Here is a 19,803-nt window from a genome sequence, read left to right on the forward strand (position 1 = left end):
TTAGTGTTTAAAGGGTTTCTCAATGAATAATCCTGATGTCATCATCATCGGCGGAGGCGTGGCGGGACTCAGTGCGGCATTGCACCTTGCCGAGCGCGGACTCACACCACTCATTCTCGAAGCGGATGAGAAGTTCATAGGCGGTAGGTTGGCAGGCGGCGAAACGATCCAAGTTGGGAATCATTCTTTTCGTCTCGAACATGGCGTGCATGGCATCTGGTCACAATATCGTAATTTGCAAGCGATGCTGGCGCGGCATAATTTGCGTCCCGTGTTTGTCCCTGCGCAGGAAGAAAATTGGATCTACAAAGACGAATCGTTCATGGGCATGGCGCCTGTCGGTTCTGCGATACGGCGTTCGTTCATCCCTGCGCCGTTCCATTATTTGCAATTGTTCCTACGTGGAAAATTCTTGTGGATGCTTGACCTGCGTGATTGGGCGGCATTGTTCGATGTATGGTCAGGGTTGATCATGGCTGTGGGCATCGATCCGTTCGCAGAGAATCAACCGATGGAAGGGATCATGCTCAGCGACGTGACGATCAAATGGTCGCCTGCGCTCAAAGCCTTTTTCCTCGGCCTGGCCCGCAACGGACTTTCAAGCCATCCGAATGAAGTATCCATTTCAGGGTTTATTGCCTTTCTGCGTTTCTACACGTTGATGCGCCGCGATGCGTGGATGTTTTCTTATCTCCCTGAAGATGGCGGGACAAGCGTCTGTGAACCGCTGGCAGAGAAGATAAAACAACTCGGAGGCGGAGTCAGGCTTGGGTCACGTGTGAAGCGGGTTGAAAGGCGGGATGAGAAATGGCTGGTTGAGTGGGAAATGGCCGAGGGCGAAGAGTCCGCTTTGGTGGATGATGTCATCCTGGCAACCGATCCAAATAATGCAAAGAAAATCCTGGGCGCAAGTTTTGGTGAAAGCGTGGATGAATTATTTTTTCCGCGCGCGCTGGCGAACGCGGTGATCCGTTTGTGGTTCGATGCCAAGCCAAAGAAAAGTGCAGAGGCAGGAATCTTCACAGGCAATTTCACTGTGCACAATTATTTTTGGCTCGACCGTTTGTATGACCCGTATCGGCGTTGGGCGCGTGAGACAGGTGGAAGCACAATCGAGGTGCATGTGTACGGCCCGCCTGAGGTGCTGGCATTGCCCGATGCCACGTTGCTTGCGCAGGCAATCGGCGATGTGCAACAGGCGTTCCCTGAATTGCGCGGTCATCGTGTGAGCCAGCACTTGCAGAGGAACGCCGAGGTGCATACACTGCCGCAAGTTGGCCCGAAGGAAAAATATTTGGGGATCGTGACGCCGTGGAAGAATTTGTTTTGTGCCGGTGATTGGGTGCGTCATCCCGCGCCCGCATTCTTTTTGGAACGGGCATGTTTAACTGGCATCGAAGCCGCGAACGCCGTGTTGGAATCGCGTGGGCTAGAGAAATTTGCGTTAATTGAGTACTTGCCTGCTGAACCGTTCGTGGCATGGATCGAGAAGTTGATGAAGAAGGGTAGAGAAAAACGGCGGGCGAGGAAGTTGAAGAAGTAAACAAAAGCGGGGCATTACAGGTGCAACTTTTTTCACATCTCTGCATCTAACAACTAACATCAATTTACATGGAGAGATCAAAATGAGCTTATTACAATCTTTGTTTGGAGCGCCCCTGCCATCTGTGAGTGCAGATGAGTTGAACGAGAAGTTGAAGTCACCGAAACGCCCGTTCGTGGTGGATGTTCGTCAGCCTGAAGAGTTTCGGACGGGTCACATTATCAACGCGAAGTTAATTCCACTTGGAGAGTTGAAAGAACGCATGAACGAATTACCCAAGGATAAGGAGATCGTCTGCGTTTGTGCTTCGGGAAGCCGCAGCAGGTCTGCAACGAAGATGCTTGTGAGCGCTGGTTATAACGCGATCAATATGAACGGCGGGATGATGGTTTGGTCTGGCAAGGGATTTTCGACGAAGAAGTAAAGTTGCTAAAACAAAACTCCGAAGTGTAGGCTTCGGAGTTTTTGATTCTCAATTACGGTTCCATCACTTCAAAATCGTGCGTGATCTCGATCGCATCTTTGAGCGTGGCATAGACCGAGCAGTATTTCTCTTCGCTGACCCGTATCGCTTTGGCGAGTTTATCAAGGTCAATGCCTTTGCCGATGGCTTGATAATGGAGGTGTATCTTGCGAAAACGCCAGGGTGGGGGTATCGTCCTGTGTGCTTTCGGCAGTCACTTTGAGTTCGCGTAAATCCTGCCGTTGCTTTTGAAGGATCTCGACCACATCCACTGATGAACAACCGATCAATGCCATCGCAAGCATGTCCGATGGTTTGACGCCGCCGGGTCGCTTCATCTTGATCTTGTAATTTTCTTTGTCGCTGAGAACGAATTGTTCTTCGGGATTCCAATTGAGTTGTACGGTGTCAGATGCCATGATGTCCTTGTCACTGCTGTCCTGAGCGTCCTTCGACTGCGCTCAGGACGAGGATGTAGTGTAGAAAACTATTTGGGTTTAGGAGCCAGGTAATTATCAAGATTGAGACGTTTGAAGAGGCGTTCGCGCACGTCATCGGGCAGGTCAGGCTTTTCGATGGGAGCATGCACGAGGTCAATGGTCCGCTTGGTGGTGTTCAAAACGACCTGACAATCGGTGCATCCTGCAAGATGCTTTTCGAGTTCGTCACAAAGATCGGGGCTGAGATCGCCATCGATATACGATGACAATGATCCCAACAACTCTTTACAATTCTTGTGGATGTGTTCACTCATTCTCGTTCCTCACTGATAAACGGTCGCCATAATAAAAAGATAATTGTTCGCGCAGGTACACACGCGCACGCAACAAGCGGGTCTTGACATTAGTCTCGCTCAGATTCAACGCGTCGGCGGTCTCTTTGATGGATAAGCCCTCGACATCGCGCAAGAGAAAAACAATGCGCATGGATTCGGGCAACGTGCCGATCGCTTCATCGAGGAATTTTTTTCCTTCGCCTGAAAGCAATTCATCCTCTGGAAGAGCGCTCCAATCGACAAATTGGGTTGGTCGCAGATCTTCATCCTCATCCCCGCCCTCGACATCATCCAGATTAATCTCAGGCCTTTTCTTGCGGATCAACATCAGCGCTTCGTTCGATGCGATGCGGTACAGCCATGTGGCCAGACTGGAGCGGCCTTCAAACTTTTGGATATGGGTGAGTGCATTGATGAACGTGTTCTGAAGGACATCTTCGGCATCCTGCGGGTTACCGAGCATGCGCAAGCCAAGCCGATAAATGGGACTGGAATATGCGTCCACAAGCCGAGCAAATTCGGCGCGGTCTCCAGCGATGAGGGCTTCCAGTGAAATTTCAGTCGACATTGTCTTGTTCATTAGATGCAGTCCAGGTCAAAAAGTTGCAAAGTGTTTTCCGTAGGGGCGGGTCTCCCCGCCCTGTAACTGAAATAACAAGATTTGCTTTGCTTATACAAGGTGATCTTGATATGGGGCGCGAAGACCGCGCCCCTACCCAACACCGTACACGTTTGCAAAGTATACATCCATTACTTGTAAATCTTGCAACTTTTTCGAACTCTGTGCATCCAAAGGATGTAAACAGCAAAACAATGTGGTTTCGACTGCTTGCGGTCAACCACCAGATGAAACAACAAGGAGAAATAAATCACATGGAAATGATCATAGACTTCCCCGGCGGCTCCCGCGTGGACGCACACTTCCGCGGTCACACCATCGCCACCGACCAACCACCCGTTGACTCTGCACCGATGCCCTTTGAGGTATTCCTCGCATCCATTGGCACGTGCGCAGGCATTTATGTTCTAGGGTTCTGCAAACAACGCAATCTGCCCACAGAAGGCATTCACATTGTGCAACGCAATCATGCGGGCGCTCACGGCATGATGGAAAAGATCGATCTCGAGATCCAGGTTCCATCCACGTTCCCGTCACAGTATTACGATGCGCTGGTCCGCACAGCGGAATTATGCAAAGTGAAAAAGACGCTTGAGAACCCGCCCAAATTCGAAGTGACCACCAAGGTTGTCGAACCCGCCTAACCATAAAGATTGTCATATTTACAGGTAAAGGAAGATAAAACATGGAAAAAGTGCTCAACGACCAGATCGTTAAACAGATCGAAGAAGCTTTCGCAGGAGTCAAAGAACCTGTACAGATCTTGTTCTTCGGCTCAAAAGATAACTGTGACTATTGCAACGAGACCAGGCAACTTCTCGAAGAAGTGATCGCGCTCAACGACAAGCTCGAACTGAGTGTATATGACATGCAAGAGAACGCAGATGTGGCTGGTCAATTCAATGTGATCAACGCGCCTGGCATCGTCATTGCCGCAAAGGACAATGCCGAAGTAAAGAATCTCGGTATCCAATTCTCGGGTATTCCTTCGGGACACGAATTCAGCACACTTATCAATGACATCATCATTGTTTCGAAGCGGGAGTCAGGCCTTGATGCAAAGACACGTGAGTTCTTGAAGAATCTCACACAGCCACTGCATTTACAGGTATTCGTCACACCGACGTGTCCATACTGTCCGCGTGCGGTGTTGTTGGCACATCAGATGGCGATGGAAAATCCGCAGATGATTACCGCTGAAGGCGTCGAAGCGACTGAGTTCCCAGAATTGGCCAACCAGTTCAACGTCCGTGGCGTACCGCAGACTGTCATCAATGCAGGCAAAGGCATGGTCGTGGGTGCAGTCCCTGAGCAGAATCTTGTTGCAGAGATCATGAAGGCGTTACAGAATTAATTTTTGGGACACGGATTACGCGGAGAACACGGAATTTTTTAAAGTGACGGAAAGATCCGTAAAGTCCGTGTCTTCCGTGTCCAAAGAAATTAAGGCGTTGACATGACACAGCCAAAGAAGAAATATCGCCGCAAAGGACAAAATCAATTTCCCGTCGCGCCCATTGCAGTGGGGCTGTTACTGATCGGCTTTGCTGTTCTACTCGCGGCTTTACCAAAAGCGGAAAGTAATACGGAATCGCTCAATTCTGTCGTACCGATGAAAGTCAACTATGCGGCGCCAGAATTGTCCTTGCAAAATATTGAGGGCAAGACCGAAAGATTGACAGATTATCTTGGCAGTGTCGTGTTGGTCAACAATTGGGCAACGTGGTGTCCACCCTGCAAAGCAGAGATGCCAACTCTTGTGGCGTATCACAATGAACATACAGCTGACGGTTTCTCCGTCATCGCCGTGGAAGCAGGCGAGCCATTGGAAGAGGTAACACCGTTCGTCAAAAGTTTTGAAATGACCTTCCCCGTTTGGCTTGATCCGAACAGCGCTTCACTGAAAGCTTTCGGCAATGGGACTCTCCCCAACTCGTACGTGATCGACCGCACTGGGACCGTCCGTTATGCGTGGACAGGCGAGATCAGCAAGGCGATGTTGGAGAAGTACGTCACGCCGTTGATCAAGTAGGGGCGACCCTACTTTACATAAAAATGAGGAAACCGTCTGGAGGAGGGCAGGTTCCTTACTGAAAAATCCGAGGCTTTGGCCTCGGATTTTTTGTTTTCCATAAATCAGGTATCATCAAATAAAAACAAAGGACAACAACATGGAATCAATCATCCTCATCATTCTGATCGGTTTGGCGGGCGGAATCGCAGTGGGACTGCAAAGCCCGATGGCAAGCATGCTCACACAGCGACTGGGAATCTTCGAAAGCATCTTCATTGTTCATATTGGCGGGGCGTTGATTGCGTTGGTCCCATTGTTGATCTATAGCGGTGGGAAATTGAGTCAATGGCGGAGTGCGCCATGGTATACGCTCGGTGCAGGGATATTCGGTTTGGTCGTGATTGCGGCGATCAGTTATATGATCCCGCGTGTGGGCGTGGCGGCAGCGGTTACAACGATTGTCGCGGGACAAGTCCTTGCAGGTGCGGTGATCGATCACTACGGCATTCTGGATGCGGCTGTTCGTCCATTGGATGTGACACGAATCATCGGACTGGCTGTTGTTTTGTTCGGGGTTTGGTTGACCGTTAAATAATACAAAGGCACGATAATATGTTTTGAGCGCCAATTGGGTACTTGTTTGCTCTTTGGAATATACAGTCATATAATCTGTACATAAGTTGTTATGTAGAATAATTCTGTATAACACCCCATATGGGGTAGTTAGGCGTTTCATTGCACAAAAGAGTGAATTATGGATGATGACAAAGTACAAGTAGATCGTGAGTCCATGCGCAAACGTGTAGACGAAATGATACGTCATCGACTCAGTCTCTTGCCAAAAATCAGAAGCCAGATACAAGATTATCTAAAATTGAGCCAAACGAGGATGCAATCTGCCAGACTGCAAAAAGCTCTTTCCCTCGTGGAAGAACTTCCAAATGGTCTTGAGATTTTGGAAGAAATTGACATAAGAAAAATTGATACGGATTTTGGAAAAATGGAGGCAGCAAAGTCGATTGCTCGAGTAGAAATTTTAGCGATCTGCACAGACCTTGCAGTAGATCTAAAAAATTGGAATGCTGTCGAGCTACTGAGGAAAGACGAATCTGATCCCGTTGATATCTGGGCAGCAAATATCATTCCAGATACCCATTCGCTTGAGTTCCAATTGCCCGCCAGAATCACAGTCGTACACTATGGTTCACACTATCAAGTTGCGTTCGGCTTATGTTTGTCCCTTGATGATTTCTCAACCTCCATAATTCAAATAGAACTGGCTGGAAATTGGATAGACCCCTTCGTTGAATCTCTTCAGCATTTACACCTCTTCGATATTCAAGGTCAAAAGGAAATCGGTCTAAATGGCATTTTTTATGAGTTATATACGCATTCCTGGGTAGGTAAAAGCTTCATCGAGTTCTGCAATCCACACATAACCGTGAGCAAAGCCTTTGCCGAAATAGAAATGGCGCTTTATTCTGTTGCGAAGGCGGTTGTTGACGAAAAAGGGGAAAAAGTTCAAAAAGATTTCCTTTCCGTTTGGCAACGATGCCTTGTAAATTCAAAAAACACCTAACACCGTGTGCACCCGACAAGTAGGACTCTGCGCGATTTAGAGGACAGTCGTGCCCCTATACTAATTATTCCTTCGTCACGATCACATCATGGATCAAATGAGCATAGCGGTTCTGTAACCGAATGAAGTGACTTTGGATCGCGTCGGCTTCGGAGCCTTCGGGGGCGAGGAACTTTCCGCTTTCGACGCCTTGACGGGCGATCTCACGGCAGACGGCTTCGGTAATCAATTCGGCGAGTAGCACTTGTCCCTGCGTGGATGTGTCGAGGCGATGGGAACCATCGAGATAGCGCTTCACGGATGGAGCGGCAGTGGCGACCACGATCGTTGAGTTGACTCGATCCAGATACACACGTTGACGTGGATCCATGCGATCGTCGAAGCGGATGTCGGTGAAGAGTCCGTGATGTTTGCGGGGTTGCGTCTCTTCCACTTCCTCTTTGCGTGAACGAACCTGCACCACCGCTTGCGCTTTTTGGTCACCTAAATAAGCGGTCACGATGCCCTCGTTGCCCACTTGTTTCCCTTCCACTTGGATCTTGGCAAACCCAATATGCGGATGCTCTTCCGTCGCTTCGATCTTGACCTTGGGAGTCAACACGTCCACTTCAGGGTTGTTCGATACGACAAAGACCTTTGCGCCATCGTGAATCTTTTCGGAGAGATGCGCTCTTAAAGTAAGTGTGACCATCTGTCCCGTTTGCACATATGCTCGGACGGGAGCAAACTCAAGTCCAGAAGGAGGCGGTTCTGGTTTTCCATCTGATGTGCGTCTCTCACTTAATTCAGAAGATGCGATCACGTTCAATTCACGGACGGTCTTATCGAGTTTCTTGCGCAGTTGCTTATCGAGTTTGATCTGCTCATCCTGGACGGCATGCTCACGTTCGATCTGGACGAGAGGTTCGATACGGCTTTCGACAGCCTGCTTCAACGCTTTGGCAAACGGCAATGACCAGTTGATGCCGTCACGAGTTGCGGTGAGGACGGGCTCGTCTTTTTTGAGGAGATCGTGGAGATAATCGCATTCGAGTGAGCCGTAGAAAAAGGACGCATACGGATCATTCTCAAATTTGAGCATGGTCAGCGATATGACCGTGCCCTGACTGATAACGAGTAGACCCGCATCGGCGTAATCGCCCTCTTCGCCGCGCGTGGAAAGTTGAATATTTGATCTTAGTAATTGCAAATGCGCCGAAGCAGGATAGCCCTCGATCTCAAAACGTTCATCGAGAACCATCTCACCTTTGGGCGGCTTATACGAAAGGACGTGTTCATCTTTGACCTTATCGACGCCCATGAGATGACGCAGGATGATGAGGCGCGATTGGTTCGCCATGATGGTACGCAATTCGAAATGTCGTTGCAAATAATTGCGCATGTTCTCGAACTGCGGGATCTTTACATCTTCGCGTGAGACAACGATCTCGATGACGGTTCCATTGCCTTCGGGGATTCCATATTTGGTTCTAAGTTCTTCTGTGACAGGTGTGGGCTCATCAAGATCGAACGTGGGCACACCTTCTTTGAGGAGCAGTGAACTGCGATAGAGTATTTCATCTCGTATCGAAATGACGTAGCCATAACCCAAACCAAAAATGGCATCTTTGAGTCCACGCCCCCACATGCCACGCACATGCAAATCCTCTTTCATGCCGCTGGTCGCTTCGCCATACGTGCCAACGACTTTGTCCATGCGCTTGTCGTCCATGCCTTCAGCGAAGTCACGCACACGGATGATGGAGTTCTTGTGCTTTCTCCAAACGTCGATCATGATCTCACCGCCAACTTTGTGTCCCTTATCTTCGAGACGGGAGTAGCTATCGTTGCTGTTGGTGATGATCTCAACCAAGGCGCGCAAAACATCCTTGCGGATCGCTTGATCCGCCTGTTGCAGGGCGACCCTGTCAGCATATTGGAGTTTGCGGCTGATTGACATTCATACCTTTCTTTTTTGAACCACTGAGACACAGAGACACGGAGTTTTTTATTTTCTCAGTGCCTCACCTGCACTGCACCAAACGCAGTGCGGTGCAAGTGTCGTGTCTCCGTGGTTAGAGATTACTTTTTAGTCTTTGAAGATTTCTTTTCAACTTGTTGTGACGCTATACCAAGCAAGCTTGAAAACTTACTTTCACAAAATTCCAAGAAGGACGATAAATCTTTGCGGTTGTGGATGTCCACGTATTCTTTGAATTGATTCAAATTCCGTGCGAGAGTCGTTGACGGGGATTCCATGGTGCAGAGCAACATGCTCCTGAAATCGAACTCGTTGAACGGTTCGCCCTTCTTGAAATGTTTGTATGCATCAGACATTTCTATCGAGCGGACGTACTTCTTCGCATGTGCTTTGAGTTCAGGATGAACCGCTTCTTTCTCAGAAGCATCTGGTTTCTCCACTTTTACCTTTTCCACGCGGACAGGTTTCAGCGGTTCACCGAGTGACTTCTCTACTTTCTCAGCACGCTTGATGCCTCTGGCAGTTAGCTCAAATCCCTGGCTGGCATTGCCTTTCAAATAGCCTTTGCTTTTGCAGTCGCTCCAACGCCTGCTGACGATGCCCGAATCAGGATACTGCGGATACTTCCGCATCGAGAAGCGCTTGGGGAACAAGGCAAAACAGGTAGCGATGATATCTTCGGATGAGATCTCAAGTCCCTGCTTGTGGAGGGTATAGACGGAATAAACGACCAGATCGTTCAGAATGATCTTTGTGTAAATCTCAGAATTGAATATGGGAGAAGTGGATGGTTTTGGCACGGTGGTTTTCTCTGAATAGAATATTACACCAATTTCAAGGGCAGAAAAATTTCATTTCTGTTCCCGATAGGCTACTGCAGAATAGAACTCGTTCAAAAAACGTGACGGTGTTTTCGCCAACAATTTTGGCTCCGTAAAGCCTACGCGTTTCACCAATACACGGCAGACATTGAACGAGATCGGGTAAGGGACCCACATATTGCCCACATCCACGTTGTATTCGACCAACAACAACGCGCCATTGGGCTTGAGGTGTGCGCGCACGTGGCGGAGGATCTTTTCCTTGTCCTTGAAGAAGTGCAGGGAATTCGCCATCACAATGCCATCAAGCAGAGGCATGCTTTGAGAGAGGGAAAAGTCATCTTTGAGCAGGATCAGGTTGCGGGTCGTATTGAAGCGGGCACGGTGATTGGCTTCCAATTCCTTGAGGGAGGAGCGGTCTTTGTCGATGGCATAGATGGTTGAGTCGAGTCCAACCAATTCACGCAGTGCCAGGGTAAATGCGCCGCTTCCCGCGCCGAAGTCCGCATAAATACCTTGTGATAAATTCGCAGGACGCAAAAGTTCAACGTGGTCAGTATGTTCCATGCGAGAATGGTATCATACAGCATCCCATAGAGAACAGGTATATATGTCATCGAACACACGGCACGATCCTTACGCGGCTCTGCGCCACAGAGATTATCGGTTATTGCTTATTGGTCGCTTTATCACAGCGTTCGGCAACGAAATGCTCACAGCTGCCATCAGTTGGGAGATATGGATTCGCACAAATCAAGAACTCGCACTCGGCATGGTGGGGTTGGTACAGGTTATCCCCGTCATTTTGCTTTCACTTCCCGCAGGCCATGTAGCAGACCAATACAACCGCAGGCGTATTGTCGTCACTACAGAAATCATTATCGCGTTATGTGTTTTAGGCTTGGGTTGGCTTTCTTATACCGCAGGACCGTTGTACTTGATCTATACGCTTCTGTTTGTGATCGGCGTTGCGCGTGCCTTTCATGAACCAGCCTCTTCGACTCTCGTCCCCGAGACAGTTCCGCCACATCTGTTTGCCAGCGCCGCTACATGGAATACCAGTGCCTGGCATGCCGCATCGGTCACTGGCCCTATGCTTGCAGGCGTCTTAATTGGTTTTTTCAACGCTGTGACATTTATCTACATCTTCGCCGCATCTGCGGCCATCATCTTTGTGATTTTATTGTCCATGATCAAGGGACGTAATCTGGCATTGGCAGAAAAATCAGCCACGTTGAAATCCCTGACCGAAGGTCTCAAATTCATGCGTGACACAAAGGTGATCCTCGCCGCGATCACACTGGATATGTTTGCTGTGTTGTTCGGCGGTGCAGTCGCGTTACTCCCTGTGTACGCAACGGATATCCTCAAGGTCGGTTCACTGGGATATGGCATTATGCGCGCCGCGCCATCTGCTGGTGCGCTCCTTATGGCGTTTGTCATTGCCCACGTCCCACCGATGAAGCAGGCAGGCAAAACATTGTTGTACGCAGTTGCAGGCTTTGGGATCGCAACCATTGTATTCGGGCTTTCCAAATCGATCTGGCTCTCGGTACTCATGCTCGCCAGCCTCGGCGCGTTGGATAACATCAGCGTTGTCATTCGCGGCACGCTGTTGTTGACTCATACCCCCGATCACATGCGCGGACGCATCTCATCGGTCAACAGTATTTTCATTGGCGTATCCAATGAACTAGGTGCATTCGAATCGGGTGTAGCCGCATCGTTACTGGGACCTGTCGGTGCTGTAGTATTCGGAGGCATCGGTACGATCGTTGTAGTGCTGACGATTGCACGTCTCTTCCCCGAGATGCGAAAGCTGAAAACTTTGGATGTGCCAGAAAAAGTACTAGCCGCAAATTGATATAGAAGAACTCCCGACAGTTTATGTCGGGAGTTCTTCTTGTTAGTCTCCACCAAAAATGGTGCTGAGAAGTCCTGTTGGTCTTTTTTGGGCTTTTTCTTCTTCATACCGACTTTGTGACACAGATTCTTTCGCTTTTAGTGTCGAGAGTTCTTCTTCAGGGTCACGGAATTGCATGGAGTAGAGCTTCGCGTACAGCCCGTTGAGTTCCATCAATTCATCATGCGTCCCCAATTCCACGATGCGGCCTTTGTCCAAGACTGCGATACGATGCGCGACTTTGATCGTGCTCAGGCGATGCGCCACAATGACTGTCGTGCGGTTCTGCATGAGACGATCCAACGCTTCTTGCACCAGACCTTCTGATTCGTTATCGAGTGAACTGGTCGCTTCATCCAATAAAAGAATGGCGGGGTCTTTGAGAATGGCACGCGCAATCGCAATGCGTTGACGTTGTCCGCCGCTGAGATTCATGCCGCGCTCACCGACGATGGTTTCGTATTGCTTCGGGAATGCCATGATGAATTCATGGGCGTTTGCAGCTTTGGCGGCTTCGATCATTTCTTCTTCGGTGGCATCCAAGCGACCGTACAAAATATTTTCGCGGATCGTGCCGCCGAACAAGATCGTCTCTTGCGGGACGATACCAATTTGTTCGCGCAAACTTTGCTGAGTTACTGAGCGGAGATCCAGCCCATCGAGACGGATCAGCCCATCGGTCGGGTCGTAGAAGCGCGGGATCAGATTGAAGATAGTGCTCTTACCTGCGCCGCTGGGTCCAACCAGCGCAAGTATCTCACCGGCTTTGACATCCAATGAAACGTTATGCAAGACGTGTGCTTGTCCATCATAGGTAAACGAGACATCTTCAAAACTGATGTGACCCAACGCAGGCGGCATGACTGTCGCATTCGGTTCATCCTGGATCGCAGGTGTGGTATCGAGAATTTCGAAGACGCGCTGTACACCACCGATCGCAGAACGAAGTTGGGCATAGAGCCCCGCCATCCCACCGAGACTGGCGGCGATGGAAATGCCGTACATGAGAAAGCCAGTGATCATCGCCAGCGTGAGATGACCCGAGATGACTTCACGCCCGCCGTACCACATGATGGCGGCAATGGTACTGAAACCGAGGAACATCATCAAGGCTTGAAAGGCGGAACTATATACTGCCATGCGCAAGGAAGCCTTGAAAGTTTTTTCCATGGCATTGCTATAGCGATTGACTTCGTAGGTTTCACGCCCAAAACTTTTTACGACGCGAATGCCTTGTAAACCTTCTTCGGCAACGACGGTTGAATCGGCTAATTCATCTTGAATGGTGGTACTGGCTTTTTGCAAACGACTGCCAAACACACCAGCGACCACGATCAACACAGGGACCAGCGCAAGGATAAAGAGCGTAAGACGTGTATTCATCGTCAATACAATAATGATGGAACCGATCAGAGCTACTACCTGGCTAAGAAAACCAGTCAGATTGCCGGTTAACATTGTGCGCATTTGCGTTACATCGCTGGAGAGGCGCGAGACGATATCTCCCACGCGGCGTGACGAGTAAAAACTGAGCGAGAGTTTTTGCAATTGCGCGTACAGCGATGTGCGCAAGTCATAGACGATATGCTCGCCAACGTACGAGAGCAAATATGATTGCACGGATGTAAACAGCGCTTGCAACAAAAATATACCGATCAACAACAGCGCCAGATTATTGAGCGGGCCAAACGTTTTGGCTTGAGTCACGGAATCCAGTAGGCGCACGATCACCAACGGGAAGGCGAGACCAAATCCGCTGGAAGCCAGTAACGCCAGCAGAGCCAGCCCCATTTTGCCCCAATAGGGAGTTAAATAACCAAGCAGACGCTTCCAGTTGATCTCCTTGAAAGATATTGTCTGTTCTTCTTGATTGAACATCGGGTGACGTTCACGTCCACGATGGTTGGAACGATTTTCCATTTTATAAAATTCCTTTCAGAGACTTTGCTTACGAGCATATTTATTATTCTTCGTACATCATAAAATGTCTCTGTAAACTGAGTGTGAATTGACAGAGAAGAAAAAAACGACCTCGTTATATTTATTCAACGAGGTCGTTCTGACTTTTATTCGGTCAACTCTTTATATTTGTTATATATGTGTCTGTGGTAAATTGACAATAAAGGTTGTTCCTTTATCTTGCTCGCTTTCTACTTTAATCGTCCCATTGTGCAGGTCAACTATCTTTTTGACGATGGAAAGTCCAAGTCCACTGCCGCCACTGGCACGCGTGCGAGATTTATCAGCTTTATAGAAACGCTCGAAGATGCGTTCGCGGTCTTCTTCGGAAATGCCGATGCCATTATCAGAGATTCGGATTTCGGCAAAAGAGTCACGGGGAGATAAGGTCACTTTGATAAAACCAGCCTGCGGCGTGAATTTGATCGCGTTGTGCAGGAGGTTGATCCACACCTGGCTGAGCAGGTCTTCATCGGCTATGATCTCCAACTCGTCGAGAGAGACGTCCATTTGAATGGATTTTTCGCTCCATTGCGGTTCGCAGACAAGGATCAGACTTCGAAGTTGTTTATCCAAACGATATGTCTTCGGCTCAAACTCAAGATGATCTGATTCTAAAGAAGCCATCTTGAGCAAATCTTCTGTGATACGCGAGAGACGCATACTTTCATCTTCGATGATGTTGAGATAATGATGACGCTCTTCGATAGTCAGTTCATCGTTTTCCAATGCTTTCGCAAACCCACGAATGGATGTGAGTGGCGATTGGATCTCATGCGACACATTGGAGATGAATTCCTGTCGCGTGCTTTCCCATTGGTGAAGTTCGCTTGCCATTTTATTTACGCTATCTGTCAATTTACTCATCATGGGATTATCTCTTGCTTCATCGGGTGACAAACGTACGCTGAAATCGCCACGGGTAATTCGTTCGAGTGCATCAAGAATGGGAGCAAAGATATTCATCTCTGGGAACCAACCGCGTACACGAGCAAACTTACCGACAATCCCAAATAGCAAGCCAGCAAAAAATAAGCCTAACAGCGTGTTGGCGATCTGAATAAATAATGGAGGAGCCTGCCAGTGAAGCAATGTGTAAACATAGCCAGTCAGAAAAAAGGTAACTGTCACCATAACACTGACAAACGTCAGCACAAAAAGGAACCAGAGAAACCCCAAGAAACGTTGCTTCGGACTTCTTTTCACGCAGCTACCTCCAGGCGATATCCGAGACCACGAATGGTGGCGATCTTGAAAGAATATTTCTCTTCAGGAAACCGTTCACGCAAACGATAAATATGCACGTCCAATGTGCGGTCGTTGCCGTGAAATTCATAGCCCCAAATATCTTCGATCAATTGCTCACGTGAAAAAGTGCGCCCAGGGTAACTCGCCAACTTGAACAGTAAATCAAATTCTTTGAGCGGCAGTGTTATATTTTCACCATCCACAACGGCCTGATAACTTTTTTGATCCAACATCACTTCGCCCAGACGGACTGTTTGCGATGCTTCGATCTTGTATCGCTTCAACAAGGCTTTGACACGCGCCACCATCTCCAACGGCTCGAATGGTTTGACCAAATAATCGTCCGTGCCGAGTTGGAATCCCTTCAATTTTTGGCTGGTCTCGCCTTTGGCGGTCAACATCAAAACGGGAATATCAAAACTGGCTTTGATCTCCTGACACAATTCCCAACCGTCCATTTTGGGCATCATGATGTCAATGACAGCCAAGTCCGCTTTGGTGGAATCCAAAATGGACAGCGCTTCCACGCCATCTGCGGCTTCAAAGATCTCAAAGCCATCATTCCGTAAAAAGACCCGCACCAATTCACGGATATGGGCATCATCGTCTACAATTAATATCTTGCTCATAAAATTCTTTTCCAACAAAATCATACTTTACTTTTGTAAACTGAACATGAACTAAAGAGCATACAGGTTCAGCGTATAATCTACACAACGAAAGGATTATCGTTATGATGAACAACCGTCAACTCGCAGATATATTTACTCTTATTGGTAACTTGCTCGAGATCAAGGGCGAGATCATTTACAAAACACTTGCGTATCGCAAAGCATCCGAAAGTCTCATGAGCCTGGGGCGTGAAGCCTCCGAATATTGGAAAGAGGGCAAACTTGAAGATATCCCCGGCGTGGGCAAAGCCATTTCAGAAAAAATTGATGAGCTACTCAACACAGGCAAGCTTGAATTTCTGGAAAAGCTCAAAAAGGAAGTGCCTGAAGAATTAGCAGGATGGCTTGCCGTCCCTGGCATGGGACCGAAGAAGATCGCGATGATCTGGAAGACATTGGGCATCACGGCTCTTTCTGACCTTGAGTCTGCCGCGAAAGACGGAAAGCTTCGCGACCTCCCCGGCATGGGCGCCAAGTCCGAGAGTGCCATCATCGAAGGGATTGCATCCTTATCCCGCAGGTCAGGGAGGATTTCCATCGGGCGAGCGTATCCACTTGCACAGGAGATCGTCAAGACTCTCAAAAAGGTGAAGGGAGTCGTCGCCGCTGAACCAGCTGGCAGTTTAAGAAGGATGCGTTCGACAGTCGGTGACTTGGATATTTTAGTGGCAGCAAAAGATTCCGCTCCCGTCATGGAGGCGGTTGTCAATCTACCCGGTGTGAGTCGTGTATTGGGAAAAGGCGAATTCAAATCCAGCATCGAATTCACGGACGGAGTCCGTGCGCAAGTGTGGGTGCATCCGCCGCAGGAGTTTGGGACGGCGTTGCAATATGCAACGGGCTCGAAGGATCACAATGTGTTGTTGCGGCAACTCGCGCTCGATAAAGGACTGTCGCTTTCGGATCATTCGTTCAAGAAGGTCAAGGGCGGCAAGGAAATTTTCTGCGCGACCGAAGAGGAAGTGTACGAGACGCTCGGCTTGCAATGGGTGCCACCTGAACTACGCGAGGGACGTGATGAAGTGGCGTTGGCAAAGGCGGGCAAACTGCCGAAGTTGATCGAAGTGAAAGACATCAAGTCCAATTTGCACATGCACTCGAATTACAGTGATGGCAAGTTGAGTATGCTTGATATGGCAAAGGCCGCGATCAAACGCGGCTTGAAAGTGATCGTGTTCTCAGATCATTCGGTGAGTCTGGGCGTGGCGAACGGCTTATCCATTGAACGGCATAAGCAACAGGCGGCGGAGATCAAAAAGATTCAAAAGCAACTCGGCGACGAGATCCTTATTTTGCACTCCAGCGAAGTGGAGATCAAAGCCGATGGCTCGTTGGATTATCCTGATGAATTTCTGGCTTCGCTCGATCTAGTGGTAGCTTCGTTACATTCCAGTTTACGCCAGCCACGTGAAAAAATTACGGAACGTTTGTTGAAAGCCGTGAACAATCCACACGTGGACATCATCGGTCACCCGACGGGACGTGAGATCCCCAACCGCGAAGGCGCGGATTTGGACATGGAAGTCATTCTGCAAGCCGCGGCAAAGTCAGGCGTGGCAATGGAAATGAGTGCCAGTCCATATCGCCTCGATCTCGATGATGCCCACGCCCGCCGCGCAAAAGAGTTGGGTGTGCTATTGAGCATCAACACCGATGCTCACTCTGAAGAGGATTATGATCTGCTTCATTACGGTGTTGCCATCGCAAGGCGCGCCGGGTTGACGAAGAATGACGTTATCAATACCTGGTCAGCGGATAAGTTGGTGAAGTGGTTGAAGAAAAGAGGGTAAAAAGTTGAACAATATAAAATACACCTATAAGTTTTTATATAAACTCACTCATTGGATGTTTATTGTTTTTTCATTATTGTTCGCTATTGTAGGCTTGATATCTTTTATCGGCTTCATTTCCCATCTTATTGATAATAAGATTTCAGAAGCCATCACTTTATTTTGGAAATTTATTGGTTTTGGGGTATGGTCAACTTGTGTTTTTGTCTTTTTTTCTTATCTGTTCCCAGAAATCAGCGCAAATGATGACGGCATCCAAACTACTTTTTTCCTCAAGAAGCTAACTGTAAATTGGGAAGATATTGTTGAGATTTATTCATCCAAGCCTTTTGGGCTTCGTGTTGGAGAAAGAGCCAGTATCATAGTCACACGAAACAAGTTAACATTCTTTCACAGAATCTATGGGATTATTTATGGGCAAACCCATCAACCATCCTTATTAATCTGGTCAAGTATCAATGATTATGCTTCTTTGATAAATAAAATCAAAAAGAACAGGAAAAAGAGATGAAAAATCCTTTCGGCGATCAACAGGTCCCTGGCTCTTATGAAAACCTGAAAGAGCGCATGTACAAAAAAGTTTCAGCAAATGTCAACGAGCAGATTTCCGAAATCATGATGAAGGCTTTTGAAAGTGCGCTGAACGAAGAGAATGTTGTCCTGTCCCGCCCAGAAAGACAACGACTACTCGCACAGGTCTCTGCGTTGACACTAAAAGATATACTCAAGAAATTTGACGTTTCACAGAACGATTCTGGATAGAAACAAAATGGACTCCAAGATCAACAAACGCAAGCTCCTTATCATCGTCAGCGCCGTGGACGCTCTTTTGAGCAGCTTCGTTCTCTTGATCTATTTCGGGTTCTTTCCCATCGACATTTTCGGTTGGGTGATCCCGCGCTGGGTCATCGGGTTGGGCGGCGGGATATGGTTCCTCTCGGCGATTGCGGTGCTTGTATATCAAGTGACAAGAACAGATACGCTGGAATGAAACTCTTAAAATCCGTTCTCTTCCTCGTTCTTGTGCCGGGGTTGTTGATCGGTTATTTCCCTTACTGGCCTTCAATAACTGACGTAGAGGTGTTTGCAACTGGATCATTCCGTTATCTCGCCATCCCGTTATGGGTCGCCAGTAGCGTAGGGATGCTTTGGTGCTTCTGGAATTTTCTTGTCAACGGGAGAGGCACACCCGCTCCCATTGACCCGCCAAAGGAATTGGTGGCTGTCGGGTTGTATCGTTACGTCCGCAACCCAATGTATGTAGCAGGATTAACAGGCCTGTTCGGCTGGATACTCTGGTCACCTTCACTGCCGTTGATCGTTGCACCACTCATCTTTTTCATCGCAACACATTTATTTATAACCCTATACGAAGAATCGACTCTCAAAAAGAAATTCGGCGCGACCTATGAAAGTTATTTAAAACAAGTTCCGCGTTGGATCCCGAAATTCAAGTAAACTTTCATCCCAGTATTTTTTCAACTAAAGGATTCCCCATATGGACTTCATCGGTGAAGCCGCCGCATTGGCGACATCGTTCTTTTTTGCTTTTACATCACTGATCTTCGCCTCCTCCGGGCGCAAGGTCGGCTCACACGTGACCAACCGAGCACGCCTTCTATTTGCTTTGATCTATCTTTTGATCTTGAATCTCATCCTCTTTCGCGAGCCATTGCCATTTTCAGCAGATCCATCACGTTGGATATGGCTTGGGCTCTCCGGCATCATCGGACTTTCGCTAGGGGACGCCTTCTACTTTCAGTCGCTTGTCTCTGTCGGGCCACGCCTCGGAAGTCTACTTTTGAGCCTGGCTCCCATCTTTGGCTCGGTCATCGCCTGGATCTTCTTCCACGAAACTTTAAGCGCGTTGCAGATCACAGGTATTGTCCTTGCATTGGCGGGAATCGGTTGGGTGGTTATGTCGCATGCAGAGCCGCCCGGCACCCCACATGGACACACCAAACGCGGTGTACTTTTTGGTGTGTTGGCAGGTCTTGGTCAGGCAGTGGGACTTGTCCTTTCGAAACAAGGAATGTTCGATGGATTCTCACCATTTCAAGCGAATGCCATCCGTATGTTTGCGGCGACGCTATTCACCTGGGCATGGACCATTATCCAAGGTCAGGCCGGGGAAACCATCACTGTCTTACGGGAGAAGCCTCGCGTCATAGGTTTGATCGCGCTTGGTGCAGTGGTAGGACCGTTATTGGGCGTCTCGGCATCCCTGCTTGCTGTGCAACATGCAGAGATCGGTGTGGCCAGCACATTGATGGCATTGCCGCCGGTGATCGTCCTGCCGTTCAGTTATTTTGTGTTCAAGGAAAAGGTTGGCTGGCAGGCAGTAGCAGGGACAGTCCTTGCCATTGTGGGAGTAGCCGTATTATTTACAACGTAATGAATGTATCTTTGCATTTATGGTAGTATGGAAAACTCTAACGTAAGTGTATTGAACATCATC

General features: G+C 48.5%; 24 protein-coding genes. 14 read left to right on the forward strand and 10 right to left on the reverse strand.

Annotation, left to right across the window (positions count from 1 at the left end):
• Positions 1-22 precede the first annotated feature (22 nt).
• Positions 23-1,543, forward strand: coding sequence for an FAD-dependent oxidoreductase (locus tag IPP66_03825; protein MBK9924399.1), 1,521 nt, complete (start codon positions 23-25; stop codon positions 1,541-1,543).
• Positions 1,544-1,667: 124 nt separating this feature from the next.
• Positions 1,668-1,967: a rhodanese-like domain-containing protein gene (locus IPP66_03830; protein MBK9924400.1), complete on the forward strand. Its 300-nt coding sequence runs from the start codon at positions 1,668-1,670 to the stop codon at positions 1,965-1,967.
• A gap of 52 nt (positions 1,968-2,019) precedes the next feature.
• Here IPP66_03830 and IPP66_03835 read toward each other — a convergent pair whose 3' ends face one another.
• The 4 genes from IPP66_03835 to IPP66_03850 all read right to left on the reverse strand — a co-directional run bounded on the left by IPP66_03835 (position 2,020) and on the right by IPP66_03850 (position 3,349).
• Complete coding sequence (locus tag IPP66_03835) at positions 2,020-2,220, reverse strand: OsmC family protein (protein MBK9924401.1); 201 nt, start codon at positions 2,218-2,220, stop codon at positions 2,020-2,022.
• Positions 2,135-2,425 (reverse strand): OsmC family protein, encoded by a 291-nt coding sequence (locus IPP66_03840; GenBank protein MBK9924402.1) that lies wholly within the window; start codon positions 2,423-2,425, stop codon positions 2,135-2,137. The genes IPP66_03835 and IPP66_03840 overlap by 86 nt, the downstream gene beginning before the upstream one ends.
• Positions 2,426-2,493: 68 nt before the next feature.
• Positions 2,494-2,760, reverse strand: coding sequence for a zf-HC2 domain-containing protein (locus IPP66_03845; GenBank protein MBK9924403.1), 267 nt, complete (start codon positions 2,758-2,760; stop codon positions 2,494-2,496).
• Positions 2,753-3,349 carry a sigma-70 family RNA polymerase sigma factor gene (locus IPP66_03850; GenBank protein ID MBK9924404.1) on the reverse strand — a complete coding sequence of 199 codons (597 nt, stop codon included), beginning with the start codon at positions 3,347-3,349 and terminating at the stop codon, positions 2,753-2,755. Before IPP66_03850 ends, IPP66_03845 begins: the two co-directional genes overlap by 8 nt.
• A gap of 305 nt (positions 3,350-3,654) precedes the next feature.
• Here IPP66_03850 and IPP66_03855 point away from each other — a divergent pair, with 305 nt between their 5' ends.
• The 5 genes from IPP66_03855 (at position 3,655) to IPP66_03875 (ending at position 6,993) form a co-directional block, all read left to right on the forward strand.
• Positions 3,655-4,044 carry an OsmC family protein gene (locus tag IPP66_03855; GenBank protein MBK9924405.1) on the forward strand — a complete coding sequence of 130 codons (390 nt, stop codon included), beginning with the start codon at positions 3,655-3,657 and terminating at the stop codon, positions 4,042-4,044.
• 41 nt (positions 4,045-4,085) lie between these two features.
• Positions 4,086-4,754, forward strand: a complete 669-nt coding sequence (locus IPP66_03860) for a thioredoxin family protein (protein ID MBK9924406.1) — start codon at positions 4,086-4,088, stop codon at positions 4,752-4,754.
• A gap of 102 nt (positions 4,755-4,856) precedes the next feature.
• Positions 4,857-5,432, forward strand: a complete 576-nt coding sequence (locus IPP66_03865) for a TlpA family protein disulfide reductase (GenBank protein MBK9924407.1) — start codon at positions 4,857-4,859, stop codon at positions 5,430-5,432.
• 139 nt (positions 5,433-5,571) lie between these two features.
• Positions 5,572-6,009 (forward strand): DMT family transporter, encoded by a 438-nt coding sequence (locus IPP66_03870; protein MBK9924408.1) that lies wholly within the window; start codon positions 5,572-5,574, stop codon positions 6,007-6,009.
• Between the two features lie 159 nt (positions 6,010-6,168).
• Positions 6,169-6,993, forward strand: a complete 825-nt coding sequence (locus IPP66_03875; protein ID MBK9924409.1) for a hypothetical protein — start codon at positions 6,169-6,171, stop codon at positions 6,991-6,993.
• A 64-nt stretch (positions 6,994-7,057) separates the two neighbouring features.
• On the opposite strand, the gene IPP66_03880 is transcribed toward IPP66_03875, so the two are convergent.
• From IPP66_03880 to IPP66_03890, 3 genes are all read right to left on the reverse strand, one after another.
• Complete coding sequence (locus IPP66_03880; GenBank protein ID MBK9924410.1) at positions 7,058-8,932, reverse strand: hypothetical protein; 1,875 nt, start codon at positions 8,930-8,932, stop codon at positions 7,058-7,060.
• A gap of 122 nt (positions 8,933-9,054) precedes the next feature.
• The gene (locus IPP66_03885; GenBank protein MBK9924411.1) at positions 9,055-9,753 is read right to left on the reverse strand and encodes a hypothetical protein; all 699 of its coding nucleotides are present in this window, start codon (positions 9,751-9,753) and stop codon (positions 9,055-9,057) included.
• Positions 9,754-9,804: 51 nt separating this feature from the next.
• Positions 9,805-10,341, reverse strand: coding sequence for a class I SAM-dependent methyltransferase (locus tag IPP66_03890; protein ID MBK9924412.1), 537 nt, complete (start codon positions 10,339-10,341; stop codon positions 9,805-9,807).
• A 43-nt stretch (positions 10,342-10,384) separates the two neighbouring features.
• On the opposite strand from IPP66_03890, the gene IPP66_03895 reads away from it, so the two are divergent.
• A complete protein-coding gene (locus tag IPP66_03895; GenBank protein MBK9924413.1) occupies positions 10,385-11,638 on the forward strand; it encodes an MFS transporter in 1,254 nt (417 codons plus the stop codon).
• A 42-nt stretch (positions 11,639-11,680) separates the two neighbouring features.
• Here IPP66_03895 and IPP66_03900 read toward each other — a convergent pair whose 3' ends face one another.
• The 3 genes from IPP66_03900 to IPP66_03910 all read right to left on the reverse strand — a co-directional run bounded on the left by IPP66_03900 (position 11,681) and on the right by IPP66_03910 (position 15,513).
• The gene (locus IPP66_03900; GenBank protein ID MBK9924414.1) at positions 11,681-13,555 is read right to left on the reverse strand and encodes an ABC transporter ATP-binding protein; all 1,875 of its coding nucleotides are present in this window, start codon (positions 13,553-13,555) and stop codon (positions 11,681-11,683) included.
• Positions 13,556-13,768: 213 nt separating this feature from the next.
• Complete coding sequence (locus IPP66_03905) at positions 13,769-14,770, reverse strand: GHKL domain-containing protein (protein MBK9924415.1); 1,002 nt, start codon at positions 14,768-14,770, stop codon at positions 13,769-13,771.
• Between the two features lie 68 nt (positions 14,771-14,838).
• Positions 14,839-15,513, reverse strand: a complete 675-nt coding sequence (locus tag IPP66_03910) for a response regulator transcription factor (protein MBK9924416.1) — start codon at positions 15,511-15,513, stop codon at positions 14,839-14,841.
• A gap of 104 nt (positions 15,514-15,617) precedes the next feature.
• On the opposite strand from IPP66_03910, the gene polX reads away from it, so the two are divergent.
• Genes polX through IPP66_03940 form a run of 6 tightly spaced genes read left to right on the forward strand, consistent with a single transcriptional unit; the run spans position 15,618 to position 19,740 of the window.
• Positions 15,618-17,345, forward strand: a complete 1,728-nt coding sequence (gene polX / locus IPP66_03915; protein MBK9924417.1) for a DNA polymerase/3'-5' exonuclease PolX — start codon at positions 15,618-15,620, stop codon at positions 17,343-17,345.
• Between the two features lie 4 nt (positions 17,346-17,349).
• Complete coding sequence (locus tag IPP66_03920) at positions 17,350-17,856, forward strand: hypothetical protein (GenBank protein ID MBK9924418.1); 507 nt, start codon at positions 17,350-17,352, stop codon at positions 17,854-17,856.
• Entirely contained in the window at positions 17,853-18,107 is a 255-nt protein-coding gene (locus tag IPP66_03925) for a hypothetical protein (GenBank protein MBK9924419.1), read from the forward strand. The genes IPP66_03920 and IPP66_03925 overlap by 4 nt, the downstream gene beginning before the upstream one ends.
• A 7-nt stretch (positions 18,108-18,114) precedes the next feature.
• Positions 18,115-18,336, forward strand: coding sequence for a hypothetical protein (locus IPP66_03930; protein ID MBK9924420.1), 222 nt, complete (start codon positions 18,115-18,117; stop codon positions 18,334-18,336).
• Complete coding sequence (locus IPP66_03935; GenBank protein ID MBK9924421.1) at positions 18,333-18,803, forward strand: isoprenylcysteine carboxylmethyltransferase family protein; 471 nt, start codon at positions 18,333-18,335, stop codon at positions 18,801-18,803. Before IPP66_03930 ends, IPP66_03935 begins: the two co-directional genes overlap by 4 nt.
• Positions 18,804-18,843: 40 nt before the next feature.
• Positions 18,844-19,740, forward strand: coding sequence for a DMT family transporter (locus IPP66_03940; protein ID MBK9924422.1), 897 nt, complete (start codon positions 18,844-18,846; stop codon positions 19,738-19,740).
• Positions 19,741-19,803: the final 63 nt, after the last annotated feature.

This window comes from Candidatus Defluviilinea proxima (genome assembly GCA_016721115.1).
Taxonomy (GTDB): domain Bacteria; phylum Chloroflexota; class Anaerolineae; order Anaerolineales; family Villigracilaceae; genus Defluviilinea; species Defluviilinea proxima.

Coding starts and splice junctions, on each gene's coding strand:
- IPP66_03825 (MBK9924399.1), top strand. CDS start 23: ATGAATAATCCTGATGTCATCATCATCGGCGGAGGCGTGGCGGGACTC.
- IPP66_03840 (MBK9924402.1), bottom strand. CDS start 2,425: ATGGCATCTGACACCGTACAACTCAATTGGAATCCCGAAGAACAATTC.
- IPP66_03845 (MBK9924403.1), bottom strand. CDS start 2,760: ATGAGTGAACACATCCACAAGAATTGTAAAGAGTTGTTGGGATCATTG.
- IPP66_03850 (MBK9924404.1), bottom strand. CDS start 3,349: ATGTCGACTGAAATTTCACTGGAAGCCCTCATCGCTGGAGACCGCGCC.
- IPP66_03855 (MBK9924405.1), top strand. CDS start 3,655: ATGGAAATGATCATAGACTTCCCCGGCGGCTCCCGCGTGGACGCACAC.
- IPP66_03860 (MBK9924406.1), top strand. CDS start 4,086: ATGGAAAAAGTGCTCAACGACCAGATCGTTAAACAGATCGAAGAAGCT.
- IPP66_03865 (MBK9924407.1), top strand. CDS start 4,857: ATGACACAGCCAAAGAAGAAATATCGCCGCAAAGGACAAAATCAATTT.
- IPP66_03870 (MBK9924408.1), top strand. CDS start 5,572: ATGGAATCAATCATCCTCATCATTCTGATCGGTTTGGCGGGCGGAATC.
- IPP66_03875 (MBK9924409.1), top strand. CDS start 6,169: ATGGATGATGACAAAGTACAAGTAGATCGTGAGTCCATGCGCAAACGT.
- IPP66_03880 (MBK9924410.1), bottom strand. CDS start 8,932: ATGTCAATCAGCCGCAAACTCCAATATGCTGACAGGGTCGCCCTGCAA.
- IPP66_03890 (MBK9924412.1), bottom strand. CDS start 10,341: ATGGAACATACTGACCACGTTGAACTTTTGCGTCCTGCGAATTTATCA.
- IPP66_03895 (MBK9924413.1), top strand. CDS start 10,385: ATGTCATCGAACACACGGCACGATCCTTACGCGGCTCTGCGCCACAGA.
- IPP66_03900 (MBK9924414.1), bottom strand. CDS start 13,555: ATGTTCAATCAAGAAGAACAGACAATATCTTTCAAGGAGATCAACTGG.
- IPP66_03905 (MBK9924415.1), bottom strand. CDS start 14,770: ATGGTGACAGTTACCTTTTTTCTGACTGGCTATGTTTACACATTGCTT.
- IPP66_03910 (MBK9924416.1), bottom strand. CDS start 15,513: ATGAGCAAGATATTAATTGTAGACGATGATGCCCATATCCGTGAATTG.
- polX (MBK9924417.1), top strand. CDS start 15,618: ATGATGAACAACCGTCAACTCGCAGATATATTTACTCTTATTGGTAAC.
- IPP66_03925 (MBK9924419.1), top strand. CDS start 17,853: ATGAAAAATCCTTTCGGCGATCAACAGGTCCCTGGCTCTTATGAAAAC.
- IPP66_03930 (MBK9924420.1), top strand. CDS start 18,115: ATGGACTCCAAGATCAACAAACGCAAGCTCCTTATCATCGTCAGCGCC.
- IPP66_03935 (MBK9924421.1), top strand. CDS start 18,333: ATGAAACTCTTAAAATCCGTTCTCTTCCTCGTTCTTGTGCCGGGGTTG.
- IPP66_03940 (MBK9924422.1), top strand. CDS start 18,844: ATGGACTTCATCGGTGAAGCCGCCGCATTGGCGACATCGTTCTTTTTT.